The organism is Lentzea aerocolonigenes, from assembly GCF_000974445.1.
GTDB classification, from domain to species: Bacteria; Actinomycetota; Actinomycetes; order Mycobacteriales; family Pseudonocardiaceae; genus Lentzea; species Lentzea aerocolonigenes.
This window is the reverse complement of record NZ_BBOJ01000029.1, coordinates 99,552-113,723: the sequence shown is the minus strand read 5'-3', so window position 1 is coordinate 113,723 and position 14,172 is coordinate 99,552. Positions and strand designations below refer to the sequence as shown.

Genomic DNA, 14,172 nt, shown 5'->3' with positions numbered 1-14,172 from the left:
CGGCGTTGCCTGGCCGGAGCATGACCGCCAGTGGTTCGCCGGTGCCCTGCGCGCCGTGGTCGGCGAACGAGCACAGCGGGTGGAAACCGAAGCCACGCTTGAATGTCGGTGCCGCGTTCTGCTTGTCCGAGTGCGCGGTGACCAGTGTGGCGTCCAGATCGATGATCAGCGGATGGTCGGGGCTGATGTCGTGGTCCGGGGCGTGGGTGCCGGCCAGTGTCCACGCTCTGGCTCGTGCGGCGGCGCGGGCGGAGTCGATGACCGCGAGTGCCGCGTCCGCGTCCGCGGCAAGGGTGGTGATCAGCCGGGAGACCGTGGGGTCGGAGGCGACCAGGCCGAACACACCCGGTTCGGCCCGTAGCGTGGCGAGGTCGGCCAGGCAGTCTCCGCCCAGGGCCAGCGTGATCGCCAGATCGCACAGGATCTTGCCGGGATCATGGATCGCGTTCGGGTGTCTCCAAGGGGCTAGCGCCGCCGATAATGCCTGGTCCAAGCCGGTCTTGGTCGCCGTGTCGACCAGCAGTGTCGCGCCCGCGCAGGACACGATCCCGTTCGCAGTGGAGTCGACCATCAACGATGGGTAGGACCCGGTAGCCTTGCTCACCAGAAAGGTGCTCCTGAACTGGCACGGAAATGACCCTCGACAAGTCACATCCTTGCAGTTCAGAGCACCTTTCTCCGTGAGCGACACCGTCACGACGAATCGGCACGAAAGCAGCGGGTTAGCTTGGAGCCCCTCCAAGCATCAGAATAATTAGGTGAGATTCCGTTGGACGCCCCACCAGGGGCTGCGACACGCCATCCACGACGAGCTGACCAGGGGGCAGCTCGTCGAGACGCTGTGCGGACATCCCTTTGTACCGCACCAGGTCAGTTTGTGGCGAGACAAGAACGTGTGGCCGACGTGCTGGGAGTGCGACGGCATCTGGCGAGAGAGCGAGGGGATCCTGCCGTGGCCGCGGAAATCCTGACCGAAGACCTGCTCCGCATATCTCTTCAACGCCTCTCGCGTGAGGTGGTGAAGACTTATCCACAGTTCGGTGAGTTGCTCGCACAAAACATGTTGCGCACGTGCGGGCTGATTCCCGATGTCGAACGCGCGGAGCACTACAGGGAGCTGGGCACGCTTCTCATCGACCTCGGCCGCCTGTACCTGGCCGAGGCGGACGTCCTCTCCACCGTGGACATGCCACAACAACCATGAGCGCCTTACCGGACGAGCTACCGCAGCCGTTCCGCCAAGTCACGCAGGCGCCGCGCGGCAGCCGCCTTCGGGGAACGTCCGCGTGGCGCCTCCTCCGCGATTTCCTCCAGAACGATCTCGGCGAACGGCCCGACCTCCGGCTCCGCGATCAGGCCCTCGCGGAGCCTGCGGGCCGTGCGCTCGACGATCAGTTCCGCGAAGTCGAAGTGACCGAGGTGCCCTGCGGCCCGCACCGCCACCACCAGCAGCAGCGTTTCGACCAGCTGCGCGTGCTCGTCGTCGGGGGCGGCCGGGCGCCGGTCGGCCTCGGCGGCGAGCCGGTCGAGGACGGGGCGCGGATCGTCGTCCCCGGGCTCCTCGTTCCAGCAGATCAGCCACAGCACGGCCGCCTCGTCGAAGCGGAGGGGGCCGACGACGTCCACCACGTGCGGGGCCGTCAACGCGGGCAGCCCGGCAGCGCGGGCCGCGACCAACTCGTCACAGCCGGCCAGCAGTCTCATGTGGACCAACCGGCACTCGATCAGGATGAGTTCGACCCACCGTGCGTCCGGGGTCAGGGACCACTGCACGTCCAGCTCCCAGATCGCCTCGTCCAGGCACGCCAACGCGTCCCGCACCACCGGCGAAGCCCGGTCGTCGAGCTCGTCCCGCAGGCAAGCGAGTGCTCGCAGCCTGGCCGCGGTCCCCAGCAGAACCGCCAGATCCGGGTTGCCGCGAGTCCTGTCGACCCACGCGCGTGCCTGCGCGAAATCGGTGTCGTCCGCGGTGAAGCCCCGCTCCGGCCACGCCAGCGACATCGCCCGTTCGGTGAGCTTCAGTTGCAGCTCCGTGGACCGGAAAGCGCTCGCGTCTGGCCACTGCACCTCGATGAGCGACTTCCGCCACTGGGCGAGGCACGAAGCAGCCAGGTCCGCGTCATCAGGTGGCGCGATCACCCTTCCCTCCGCCACCGCCACGGCGAACTCGGCCACCGTCGCCGACACGGGGACGATCTTCAGCTGTGACCGCGCGTCCAGGACCCCGCCCGACGTGCCGGGCGCCTCGGCCAGGGAACCAGCCCCGCGGTGCAGGGCCGCGGCCAGCCAGGCTTCGACGGGGTCCGGCGTGGCGTGGGGCGCGAACGGATCGAAAACGACCCTGTCCATCAGTGCGGTGAGGTCCTGCGCCGTGTGGCCGAACCTGTCGGCCGCGGTCGGAGACACGTCCGCGATCGCCGCGCGGCAGACAGCGCCGATCCTGGCTGCGACGTCGCGCTTCACCATCGGCACACCCGCGACCAGGAGCGCGATCACCGTCAACCGCTGGGAATCGGTGGTGGCGGCCGCGACCACCTCGAGGACCGCGTCGATCTCCCCGCCGAGAACGGTGCCCAGCAGGACCGCGGAGAAGCCGCGCACGGAATCGTCCGTCGAGCCCTCCGGATCAGCCAGCAGCCTGGTCAGCAGTTGCGTTTCCTCTGCCACGAGCAGCAGCGGCAGAAGCTCACGCGAGCGCACGACGTCACTGATCGGGTAGGTCAGCAGCCGGCGGATGAGCAGGTCGCGGCAGAAGTCACCCACATCGGTCCCCGTCGCGCGGAACTCCTCGTCCACCAGGCGCGCGACACCGTCCACCACCGTGTCGTGCACGAACGTCCAGAGACCGTCCTGGACGGTCACGAACGCGGACAGGACGTCGCGGAACAGTGCCATCTCCACACCGCTGACCGCCCGCCCGGTGGCGTCGGCCACGACGGCGCGCAGATCGTCCTCCCGCACACCGAAAACCGCCTCGCCGACCACGCAGAGCATCGCGCCCAGCCTGGAATCCACCAGTTCGATCAACCGGTTGAGCGCGGTCAGCTGCAGGTCCGCCACATCGGACGGCAAGTCGTCGACCACCGTTTCGAGCAGGAGCCGGAGCGCGGCCCCGGGATCGGCCGTCCGTCTGCCGGCCCTGCGCAGCACCACGTAGTCGTGCGCCACCAGCGTCGTGAGCAGGTCGCTCGCGACGACGAGCCAGCGCGCCACCGTCGAGCGGGAGACGAGTCGCCGCACCAGAGCGGGTGCCACCGCTTTGTGGTGCTGTTCCAGCCGTTGCACGACCAGTGCGCGCGCCTGTTTCGTGCTGAGGTCACCGATGTCCAGAACCCGCGTCGCCGGCCGCCGCCGCAGCAGGTCCGCCTGGAACGAGTCGTCGGTGGCGGAGACCAGCACCCGCGCGTGGTCGCTCAGGTCGAGCGGGAGCCAGGCCAGCGAGGGTGACTCGGTCATCGGACCGACGAAGGCGTCGATGCCGTCGACGACGATCAGCGCCCCGGCCTGCCGCACCGGCCCGCGCACCGCCGCGAGCCAAGGTTCCAGCACGTCGTCGAAGGTCAGGTCGGCCGGGGTGCGCCGACGAGCGATCGCCTGTGCCGTCGCGGGGTCCACCTGCGCCAGCAGCACCAGGACGCACATTTCGACTGTTTTGCTCGTCGCCGCCCCGACGCGGACGTACGCCCTCGCCTGTCCTGGGAACGTCATCCGGGTCGCCGCCATCGCCATCAGCGCGGACTTGCCGGAACCGGAGGGGCCGACCAGCGCGAGTGTCGTCGGCGACGGATGCGCCCCGCTCCAGTGATCGCTGATCCAGCCGAGCTCGGCGTCTCTGCCGACGAACTGCTGCGCCTCCTGCTCGGCTGCCCACCGGTGTGCCCGCACCTCGGCGGCCAGCCAGTCGCCAGGTGCCGGCGGCACGAGCACCGCATCCAGCAGCCGCAGCAGTTCCGCGGTCGCGGTGTCGGTGAAGGTGTCCTCGTCGTAGGGGACGGTCAGGTCCCGGAGGTGGCGCCGGAACCTCGTCTGCGCCCGTGTCCGCGCGGCCCCGGACCTGGCGAGCAAGACGGGTGCCGCGCCGTCGTTCCGACCCTCCTGTACCGCGGAGAGGATCTCCAACGCCGTGACCGACAAGGGAAAGCCGGGATCGGGGACACCGGCGGCGACGCGGGCCTCCTCGCCGATGTGCGCGGGCGGCACCCAGCCGTACTCGCCGCCCAGCAGGCCGAGGAAGAGCGGCCGGCAGCGCCGCACCTCGCCCGCGCACACCTGCAGGACGACGCGCTGGCGGGTGTCGGCGTCGAGGCCGTCGTCGGTGTCGACGCCCCAGCGCAGGTCGATCGGGTAGATCGACACGCCGTGCCCGCGTTTCCGCAGCCGCTCGTTGACCTGAGGGATCACCACGCGGGCCAGCAGATCGCGCTCGCGGTCCATGTCGCGGAACGTCGAGGCGACGAAGAGCGGCATCCGCCGCCAGGGAACATGGCTGTCGGAAGGTGGCACGACGGACCTCCGTTCCCCGCTGGGGTGAACGGGAATCGCGCCGCGCACCAGGGCCGTTACCGCTCCGACATCACGACCGCGCGGCCGTTCGTGTCGAACTCGTGCGCCAGCGTCGTCAAGGCCTGCCCACCGGCGGCCCAGGCCGCCGTCCAGGTCAGGCACTCCGCCGCCCCGTTCCCGCCGCGCTCGACCAGGTCCACGCCGATCGAGTCGAGCCACTCCCACGACGTGTCACCTATTCCGGCCAGAAAGGCTTCGTCCCACGTGCGCACCAGCTCGCGGATCGTGCCCTCGGAGCGCGCCCTCTCGTTGACCGACTTGATCCACGCCTGGCGCTCCTCCTCCGTGAGCTCCACGCCCGTCTCGGGTTCGCGGAAGCCGGGCAGGTCGTGCGCCAGGCCGCCCGAGCCGACGTAGAGCACGCGGCGATCCGAGAAGAACTCCCCGACGCGGCGTCCCAGCGACGCCGCGCGGCGGAAGGACGCGTGTGGTGGTGAGGCGCAGTTGATGAAGATCGGCAGCACCGGCTTCGCGTCCACGGCACCCAGCAGGTCGCGGGTCGTGTGGCCGAACGCGTGATCCAGCGCCGCGGAGTACGCCGTGGCGATGTCGAAGTCGTGCGCGATCAGGTCGGCCACCAGCTCACGGCCGATCGCGTGGGGCACGTCGTAGGTGCCGACCGGGCCGGCGACGTCGCCCTGGGCGGTGGCGGACAGCACCACCGCGAAGGTCGGGACGACGGAGCGGAAGGCGCGGCGGTGGTCGGTGCCGAAGAAGACGACCAGCTCCGGGTCGAAGGCCTCGACGGCCTCGCGCGCTGTCCCGATGGCCGCGCGGACCGGGCCGTGGGGTGCGCTGGGCAGGGTGATCAGGTGCGAGGAGCAGACCGTCAGGCGATTCTTCACCGGACCAGTCTAGGTTCCGGGGCGTGACGAGACGTGCACTTTCGGTGATCATCGCCGCTGCCCTCCTGGCGCCCGTTTCCCCTGCTCACGCCGACATCACGAGACGCATCGAGGCCGAGCGCACCGAAAGACCCGTCGCCCCGGGTGTCGCGCTCAGCTCGTTCGACTGGTACGGAACAGACGGCTGGATCCGCAGTGACGCGCTCGCCGTCGACCGGCACCACCGAGCTCAAGATGGTCAACACGCCCTCGGACGGCGGTGAGCGGCCGGTTCCCAACGGACTCGCGCTCTACGCGCCCACGGGCAGCGGCCGGCTCACGGGGTTCGACGTCCAGACCACGAGCCGGCGCGTCTTCCCCGGCATGACCCGCCGGATGACCGTGCGCGGCCACGACGAGACGTTCGGACCCGCCACCAACAACGAGCACGTCACGCGCGCAACAGGCGGTTGGGCCATCGGCGACACCTTCCACGCCTCACAGCCGGGACCCGCCGGTTTCACGGCGTTCCGCGGCGCGACCACCAAGACGACCGAGCTCACCGTCCTGGGCAGACTTGCGCGGCTCGCACCGCAGAACGCCCGGATCAGCCTGAGCCAAGACGAACAGAAACCGTTGCAGATCAACGGTTTCGACGCCAGGAGCTTCAGCGCGCCGATCGAGCGCGCGGACCTCGACCTCAGCTACGACCGGGAGATCATCGCGGTCACCCCGGACCTGGAGATCAAGGCGCTCAAGCCCGGCGCGACCACCATCAGGGCCAGGACCCAGGGCAAGGAGACCCGGGTCGCGGTGACCGTCGGCGTCCACGACCAGCTGATCGCCGCGTTCGACGACGCTCCACAGTGGACCTTCGGCTCGGCACGCGCGACCGGCCGGGTCACGCCGGAACCCGAAGGCCACACCGGCGGCGGCCTCAAGCTCTGCTACGACTTCACGCAGTCGACCGGCACGCGCACCGCGTACGCCGTCCCGCCGAAGCCGCTCCAGATCGAAGGCCAGCCGCTCTCACTCGCTGCGTGGGTGCACGGCAGCGGCCAGGGCGAGTGGACGGCGTTCACCGTGACGGACTCGACGGGCCAGTCGCGGTCGCTCTACGGGCCGTACATCACCTGGAACGGCTGGAACCAGATCGAGGTCGCGGTACCACCGGAGCTGAAGTTCCCGGTCCAGCTCACCAGGTTCACCGCGATCGAGACCAAGGCGGACCGCTCGTACCGGGGCGAGGTGATCGTCGACGACATCACCGCCCGCGTCCCGCCGCCGATCGCCCTGCCACCGACCGCCGAACTGCGTGAGGACGTGATCGTGCAAAGCGGACGGGTGGAAGTTCGCGGTCATGTCGGACGCCCAGTTCGTCGCCCGCAACCCGGACAGCGACCTGGTGAGGTCCGCCCGCCGCACGCTGCGGGAGATCAGGCGGTCCGGCGCCGAGTTCGTCGTGATCAACGGTGACTTCGTCGACGAGGCGTCGCCGGAGGACCTGAAGCTCGCGCGCAGGGTCCTGACCGAGGAGCTCGGCGACTTCCCCTGGTACTACGTGCCGGGCAACCACGAGATCATGGGACCGGGCACGATCGACGACTTCGGCCGCGAGTTCGGCGCCACCCACCGCACGTTCGACCACAGGGGCACCCGGTTCGTGCTGCTCGACTCGTCGACCGGAACGCTGCGTGGCGGCGGTCCCGACCAGGTCGAGATGCTCCGGAACGCGCTCCAGACCAACGGTCAGGCGATCGTGATGATGCACCACCCGCCACGCGATCCCACACCCGCGCACACGAGCCAGCTCTCGGACCGGATGGAAGCCGCCTACTTCGAGAGGCTGCTGTCCGAACGCGACGAACCCACGGCGTTCATCGGGGGTCACGTCGGCGGGTTCTTCGCGTCCACAGTGGACGGCGTGCCGCACGTGATCAACGGCAACTCCGGCAAGGCACCCGCCGAGGCGGGCGGCTTCACCGGCTGGACGCTCGTCGGCGTCACCGACCGCGGCATCACCGCGGAGATCCGGCCGCACGTGGACTCGCTCCAGGTCCACGCGCCGGCGACCGTGCGGCTCGGCACACCGGAAACGGTTGCGGCGACGGTGAAACAGGGCGCGCGGACCGTCCAGGTGCGTTACCCGATGAACGTGGTGTGGGAAGGGTCACCCGGTCTGCACGTGGGCGCCAGGTCCGGCATCAGGCCGTGGCACGTGGCGCAGCTCGATCCCGCCACGGGGACGCTCACCGCCATAAGGCCTGGTCAGGTCAAGGTCTCCGCCACGGTCAACGGCGTCACGAGCAGCGCGGACGTGCGACTGGACCAGCGGGAGGTGGCCTGAGCTGGTCTGAGTGAGTGCGATGTCGGGCGGTGGGGGAAGATACTCGTCATGACCACCGCCGACAACGGTTTCGCCGACCTGGGGCTGCGGCCCGACATCCTCAACGCACTCACCACGCTGGGCTACGAGGAGCCGACGCCGATCCAGAGTGAAGCGATCCCGCCGCTGCTCGCCGGCAACGACCTGCTCGGGCAGGCCGCCACGGGCACGGGCAAGACGGCGGCGTTCGCGTTGCCGCTGCTCGAACGCATCGCCGACCGGATCGGCAAGGGCGAGAAGCCGTTGGCGCTCGTACTCGCGCCGACCCGTGAGCTGGCCGTGCAGGTGTCCGAGGCGGTGCACCGCTACGGCCGTCACATGGGCGCGCGCGTGCTGCCGATCTACGGCGGCCAGCCCATCGGCCGTCAGCTGCGCGAGCTGTCCCGCGGCGTCGACGTGGTGGTCGCGACCCCCGGCCGTGCGATCGACCACCTCCAGCGCGGCACGCTGTCGCTGGGCGACCTCCAGGTCGTCGTGCTCGACGAGGCCGACGAGATGCTGGACATGGGCTTCGCGGAGGACATCGACGCGATCCTCGCCGAGGCCCCGGCCGAACGGCAGACCGTGCTGTTCTCGGCCACGATGCCGCCGCGCATCGACCGCATGGCCAAGAGCCACCTGCGCGAGCCGGTGCTGATCCAGATCGAGCGGGAGAAGACCGAGCCGGGCGAGGCCCCGCGCGTCCGGCAGACCGCGTACCTGGTGCGCCGCGAGCACAAGCCCGCCGCCCTCGGCCGTGTGCTGGACGTCGAGGCGCCGACCGCCGCCGTCGTCTTCTGCCGCACGCGCGACGAGGTCGACCAGCTCACCGAGACACTCAACGGCCGCGGCTACCGCGCCGAGTCGCTGCACGGCGGCATCAGCCAGGAGCAGCGCGACCGCGTGATGTCGCGCCTGCGCGGTGGCACCGCCGACCTGCTGGTGGCCACCGACGTCGCCGCCCGCGGCCTCGACATCGAGCAGCTCACGCACGTCGTGAACTACAACGTGCCGTCGGCCCCCGAGGCCTACACGCACCGCATCGGCCGTGTCGGCCGCGCGGGCCGTGAGGGCGTCGCGATCACCCTGGTCGAGCCGCGCGAGAACTCGATGCTCAAGACCATCGAGCGCGTCACCAAGACCAAGATCCCGATGGAGAAGGTGCCGACGGTCGCCGACCTGCGCGCCCGTCAGCTGGAGCTCACCCGCTCGTCGCTGCACGAGTCGCTGATGGAGGACGACCTGTCGCGGTTCCGCGTGGTCGTCGAGACGCTGGCCGACGAGTTCGACGTCATGGACATCGCCCTCGCCGCCGTGAAGCTCGCCCACGAGGCCTCCGGCGCCGCCGCGGACGAGGAGGAGATCCCGGAGGTCCGCCCGCGCGAGGACCGCCCGCGCCGCGACGGTGCCCCCTCGGGCCCGCGCCGCGAGCGCCGCGGCCCGTCCGAGGGCATGACCAGGCTGTTCCTGGGCGCGGGCCGCTCGTCGGGCATCCGGCCGCAGGACATCGTCGGCGCGATCACCGGCGAGACCCGCCTGAAGGGCCGCGACATCGGCGCGATCGAGATCGCGGACCGGTTCTCGCTGGTCGAGGTGCCGGGCCCGGCGGCGAACGACGTGATCGAGCAGCTGCGCGACGCCACGATCAAGGGCAAGCGGGTCACGATTCGCCGCGAGCGCCAGCCGCGCTAGACACCCCTGGGGGAACGAGGTTCGCATGGCTCCCGAGTACCGCTACTGGGCTTGGCTGTCCGAGGGCAAGTCCTCGGTGGACGATGCTCGGGAGGTCATCCGGACCTGGCAGGATTCCGGGGGTCGCGACCGGGAGGAGTCGTACGTCCCCGGTTCCGGGTGGGAGAGGACCTGGACGTACCAGGACGTGATGGACCAGCACAAGCGCGGCAAACTGCTGCCCATCACCGAGGACGACGTCGAACGGTTCAGGCAGCGACGCGGCTAGTGGTGTGGCTCGCAACGTTGCCGGTGGAATTCGCGGTCAGACGGGCGCATCGCGGTGCCGCCCCCACGTCCTCATCCTGGTTGGCTGCGGGCGTGGGGGCGGTGCCGCGAGGTGGCCTGCTGAGCGTGAATTACGCCGCCAACGTTGCGTGACGCACCACTAGCCCTCGCCTCGATCAGGAACCTGGTCGAGGTGGAGACGAACTCACCGTGCTCCTGGATGTGCCGGTGCATGTCCAGGAGCCGGTCCCGGTACCTCTCCACGGTGAACCCCGGCACGGTCCACAGCACCTTCCGCAGGAAGTGCACGACCGCGCCGACGTCGAAGAACGCCACCCGCAACTCGACCGGTTCCAGTTGGAGCACCTCCAACCCGGCGGCCTCGGCGTCCGCACGGGCCCGCTCGACGCTGCGGGCGTCGCTCACCGGCTGCGGCCCCATCATGAAGTCCGTCAGCTCGCGGTTCGTGCCGGCACCGATTTGCTGCGAGAAGTAGGTCCCGCCGGGCTTGAGCACCCGCGCGACCTCCCGCCAGGGCGTCACGACCGGGTGCCGGCTGATCACCAGGTCGAACGCCGACGACCGGAACGGCAACGGCCCCTCGTCAGGCGCCCGCACGACCAACGGCAGGTTCCGCGACGCGACGAGGGCGTTCGGCGGCCACGACTCGGTGGCGGCCATCAACGGCGGCTGCACGGGCGCGGACGCGGTGACCTCTCCCCCGCCGGTCTGGAGGTCCAGCGCGGACTCCACCCGTGCCAGGCGCGACGCGATCTGCGCCGCGTAGCCCCACGGCGGGCGTTCCTCGGTGGCGCGGCCGGAGAACCAGGAGAAGTCCCAGCCGTCCAGCGGTACCGCGGCCCCCTCGGCCACCAGCTCTTGGAAGCTCCCCATGAACGACATGCGATCACAGGTCACTGGGACAGGCCAACCGAAAATGGCGGCACCTGCCCCCGGTCGCGAGACGCCGCGTCCTTCTTCGTCTCGCGCACAACGGGGGCAGGTGCCGCAGGGGGTTACAACGACCGAACGACCGTGCGGTTACTCCCGAAGGCGGTAAGCGCGCACGACCGTTTGGTCGACCGTGTTGCCGTCGGTGTCCTCAGCAACCACCTTCAGTGACACGTAACCCCCAGGCGCCCCACCAGGGGGAACGAGGGACTTCACCGGCACCCAGTTGACACCGTCGTCGAACGACGCGTAGGCGCGAAGTTCACGAATGGTGGCTTTTCCGGCACCTGCCTGACGCGACACGGTGAACTTCGCCGGCATCGGGACGCCGGCGACCCAGCTGTTGCGCAGGTCGACCGGCAGCGAGTAGTCGACCTCCAGCAACGGCAGCTTGCCGTCCGCGGCACCGGAGAAGCCCCACGTCGTCCACGCGTTCTTCGACAACGCCGGTGTGTCGCGGCCCGCGCTCAGCGTCATCGTGTAGCGACCGTTCTTCGCGGTGGCGGGCAGGGTGCCTCCTCGGTAGTCGCTGTAGCCCACCACCTCGTTGTCGTGCCGCAGTTCCACCGAGCCGAAGCCGCTGTCGCGCCAGTTCTCCACCCACGTGGACCCGCCGAACGGGGAGATCCGCACGGTGATCAGCTCGCCGGTCCTCTCGACGCCGCCACCCAGTGACCAGGTCACCGCCGTCGGACGACCGAACCGGGGTGAGGCGACGGCGCGGTGGTTGGACCGCTCGTACGTCCTGCCCGGCTCGTAGGTCACCGTTTTGAGGTCCGCCCAGGACGTGGGGCCTTCGAAGCCCTCGTGGTACCAGCCGCCCGCCGAGTAGTACTCGGTGCGCTGCACAGCACCCATGAGGTTCTCGTCCATGGCGCCGAGGTGCAGGAGGGGGACGCCGTTGATCACCGGGTAGTTGCGCTGGCCGACGTAGCGGTCCTCGCCCGACAGGTGGTACCGCGCCTTGACCTCGGCGAGCTCCGAGTGGCGGAGCTTGCGCGTTCCGACCGGCAGCTTGCCCTTGTCCTGCAGGTACAGGGTGTAGGACACCGGGGATCCCGTGATGGCGCGCAACGTCAGCCGCGCGGGCGTGGTCGTCACGTGGTGTTCCGCCACCGCGATCACCGGGATGACCGACCGCGTCGAGAACCCGAACGGCACCGGGCCCGCCCACAGCACGGCCACCGCGCCCGCCTCCTGCATGGCGCGCGCGACCTCGTACGGGTCCTCGCCCGCGGTGCGGACCAGCGCCAGCTTGCCGCGCACGTCGGCACCGCGTTCCGCCACGTCGAGCTGGTGCTCGCCGGGCTTCAGGTACGAGCTGCTTTCCCAGTACCGCACCGGGAATCCGCCCACGACCGAGATCAGCGGCTGCCCGGCCTTGAGGGCCGAGTCGTAGGTCAGCTCGGGCAGCGGGGCGCCGAACGACAGGCCGTACAGCGGCACGCGGCCGTCGACGATACTGGCGACACCGCTGATCTTGCCCGGCTTGAACGGCACGCGCAGGTCCGCGTTGCGGTACCAGACCTCCGACTTGTCGTCGGGCAGCTGGAGGGCGATCTGCTTGCCCTGCCTGATGTCCAGCGTCACCGTGGTGTCCGCGCTCAGCGTGAGACGTCCGGAGACCTCCGTCGCCGACACGGGGTTGAACCAGTCGTAGTGCTCCGTCTTCTCGTCGATCCGGCCGATCACCGCGTAGTCGCCCACGCCGATCCGCGCCGACCCGACGCCGTCGACGATGCTCAGGATCGAGGCTTCCTGAGTGGCCATGTTGACCAGCACCACGAACTCGTCGGGCACCGGCTTGCCGTCACGACCGGTCACCGACAACGTGAGCGTGCGCCGCTCCTCCTGCACGTACGCGCCGACCGCGGTGGTCAGCGAGATGCCGTTGCCGGAAGCCTTGACGTGACCGTAGAAAGTGCCGTTGCCCTTGCGCGGGTCGAGCACCACGTCGACCTTCGCCGTACCGCCGGCGGGCACCGTCACCGAGGCCGGCACGGTGAAGTCCGCGCCGAGATCGTGCTGCAACGCCAGGGAAACCGGCTCGGCAGAGGCGTTCGAGTAGGTGATCGTCTTCGTGAACGTCTTGGTGTGCGGCCATTCCAGCAGTCCGAACGACAGGCTGCCGACGTCCGCGCGCACCTGCTGCGAGACCGCGCGGCCCACGTCCACCAGGCCGTTTCCGACGTTCGCCGGTGTGTCCGCGACGGGCTTCACCGTCGCCATCAGGTGTGCCTTGAGCTCGGCGGCGGTCCAGGAGGGGTTGCGCTGGGCCAGGACCGCCGCCGCACCGGCGATGTGCGGTGCGGCCATCGACGTGCCGGTCAGCTTCGCGTGCAGGTCGTCGACGTAGTACTCCCACAGCGTGCCCGCGGCCCGTGCGGCCACGATGTCCGTGCCCGGCGCCGCGATGTCCGGCTTGACCGCGAAGTCCTTGTGCCGCGGCCCGCGCGACGACCACTCGTTCACCGTGCCGGACTTGGTCAGGTTCGCCACCGCCAGCACCGCGTCGGCGGCCGCTGGTCCGTTGACCTTGACGCGGTCGCCCGAGTTGCCCGCCGCCGCCACGAACAGCGCACCGGTCTCGGCCGTGAGCTCGTTCGCCCTGACCGACATCGGGTCCGTGCCGTCGGACGCCATCTGGGTGCCGAGGCTCATGTTGACGACCTTGGCCCTGACCTCGCGCGCGGCCCAGTCCATTCCGGCCAGGATGGCGCTTTCCTCGCACCACTCGGCTTCGCAGACCCGGCCGACCGCGAGCTTCGCGCCCTTCGCGACACCCGTGTACTTGTCGCCGTGCCCGGCGATCGTAGCGGCGACGTGCGTGCCGTGGCCGACGTTGTCCTGGATGCCCGCCGGGGTGAAGTCCTTCGACTGCGCCACGACGCCCGCGAGTTCGGGGTGGTTCTGGTCATAGCCGGTGTCGAGCACCGCGACCGTGACACCGGTGCCGTCGAACCCGGCCTGCCACGCGGCGGGTGCCCCGACCATCGGCACGCTCTGGTCCAGTGAGATCTTCGCCTTGCCGTTCAACCACAGCTTCCCGCCGCTGCGGGCCGTCGCACGATCCTTCCAGCGCTGCGGCGCTTCCTTCTTCGGCACCGCGGAAGCCGTGCGGAAGCCGTTGTCCAGCACCGGAATCCGGTCGATCTTGTCGTCGGTGTAGCCGAACGAGTGCAGTGCCGTCACGTCGAAGAAGCGCTTGTCGACGCGATCCTGCCTCAGCGCGTCGACGGCGTCCGCGGGCACCACGTACTGGTGGTCGTCCTGCACGTACTGGGCGAACTTCATGCCGGGCCGCCCCTCGACGCCGACCAGTCCACCCTGCTCGTCCAGGAAGACCTTGTCACCGCTGATGAGCGTGACGGTCCGGGTCTTTCCGATCCCGGCGGTGCCTCTCGGCTCCGCCTGCGCCGCCGTCGCCGGGCTGATCAGCCCGGCGACGAGCGCGGTGGCCACAAAACAGCGCGCTAAGCGCACCTGTCCTCCCCTAGGTGTGAACCTCTC

At 70.0% G+C, this 14,172-nt stretch carries 11 protein-coding genes; 6 read left to right on the top strand and 5 right to left on the bottom strand.

The window, feature by feature from the left end; all coding sequences use genetic code 11:
- Positions 1-604 (bottom strand): transposase (locus AOM45_RS42530; RefSeq protein ID WP_236704035.1); only part of this gene is annotated, 604 nt, incomplete at its 3' end.
- A 154-nt stretch (positions 605-758) separates the two neighbouring features.
- Between AOM45_RS42530 and AOM45_RS50220 the strand changes: the two genes are divergently transcribed.
- Positions 759-971 carry a DUF3039 domain-containing protein gene (locus tag AOM45_RS50220; RefSeq protein ID WP_081902235.1) on the top strand — a complete coding sequence of 71 codons (213 nt, stop codon included), beginning with the start codon at positions 759-761 and terminating at the stop codon, positions 969-971.
- Positions 953-1,204: a hypothetical protein gene (locus AOM45_RS42525; RefSeq protein ID WP_030468775.1), complete on the top strand. Its 252-nt coding sequence runs from the start codon at positions 953-955 to the stop codon at positions 1,202-1,204. Before AOM45_RS50220 ends, AOM45_RS42525 begins: the two co-directional genes overlap by 19 nt.
- Positions 1,205-1,221: 17 nt before the next feature.
- On the opposite strand, the gene AOM45_RS42520 is transcribed toward AOM45_RS42525, so the two are convergent.
- Positions 1,222-4,467, bottom strand: coding sequence for an nSTAND1 domain-containing NTPase (locus AOM45_RS42520; protein ID WP_030468774.1), 3,246 nt, complete (start codon positions 4,465-4,467; stop codon positions 1,222-1,224).
- Positions 4,468-4,559: 92 nt separating this feature from the next.
- Entirely contained in the window at positions 4,560-5,408 is an 849-nt protein-coding gene (locus AOM45_RS42515; protein WP_051783802.1) for a DODA-type extradiol aromatic ring-opening family dioxygenase, read from the bottom strand.
- A gap of 195 nt (positions 5,409-5,603) precedes the next feature.
- Between AOM45_RS42515 and AOM45_RS51465 the strand changes: the two genes are divergently transcribed.
- The 4 genes from AOM45_RS51465 to AOM45_RS42500 are packed head-to-tail and all read left to right on the top strand — an operon-like array spanning position 5,604 to position 9,712.
- Entirely contained in the window at positions 5,604-6,863 is a 1,260-nt protein-coding gene (locus AOM45_RS51465; protein ID WP_051783800.1) for a hypothetical protein, read from the top strand.
- Positions 6,748-7,734: a metallophosphoesterase family protein gene (locus tag AOM45_RS50215; RefSeq protein ID WP_081902234.1), complete on the top strand. Its 987-nt coding sequence runs from the start codon at positions 6,748-6,750 to the stop codon at positions 7,732-7,734. Before AOM45_RS51465 ends, AOM45_RS50215 begins: the two co-directional genes overlap by 116 nt.
- A 48-nt stretch (positions 7,735-7,782) precedes the next feature.
- Positions 7,783-9,444: a DEAD/DEAH box helicase gene (locus AOM45_RS42505; protein WP_030468772.1), complete on the top strand. Its 1,662-nt coding sequence runs from the start codon at positions 7,783-7,785 to the stop codon at positions 9,442-9,444.
- Between the two features lie 25 nt (positions 9,445-9,469).
- The gene (locus tag AOM45_RS42500; RefSeq protein WP_030468771.1) at positions 9,470-9,712 is read left to right on the top strand and encodes a hypothetical protein; all 243 of its coding nucleotides are present in this window, start codon (positions 9,470-9,472) and stop codon (positions 9,710-9,712) included.
- 71 nt (positions 9,713-9,783) lie between these two features.
- Here the strand turns inward: AOM45_RS42500 and AOM45_RS42495 are convergent, their stop codons facing one another.
- Positions 9,784-10,605 (bottom strand): methyltransferase domain-containing protein, encoded by an 822-nt coding sequence (locus AOM45_RS42495; protein WP_236704034.1) that lies wholly within the window; start codon positions 10,603-10,605, stop codon positions 9,784-9,786.
- Between the two features lie 147 nt (positions 10,606-10,752).
- Positions 10,753-14,145, bottom strand: a complete 3,393-nt coding sequence (locus AOM45_RS42490; protein WP_156093925.1) for a S8 family serine peptidase — start codon at positions 14,143-14,145, stop codon at positions 10,753-10,755.
- Positions 14,146-14,172 lie beyond the last annotated feature (27 nt).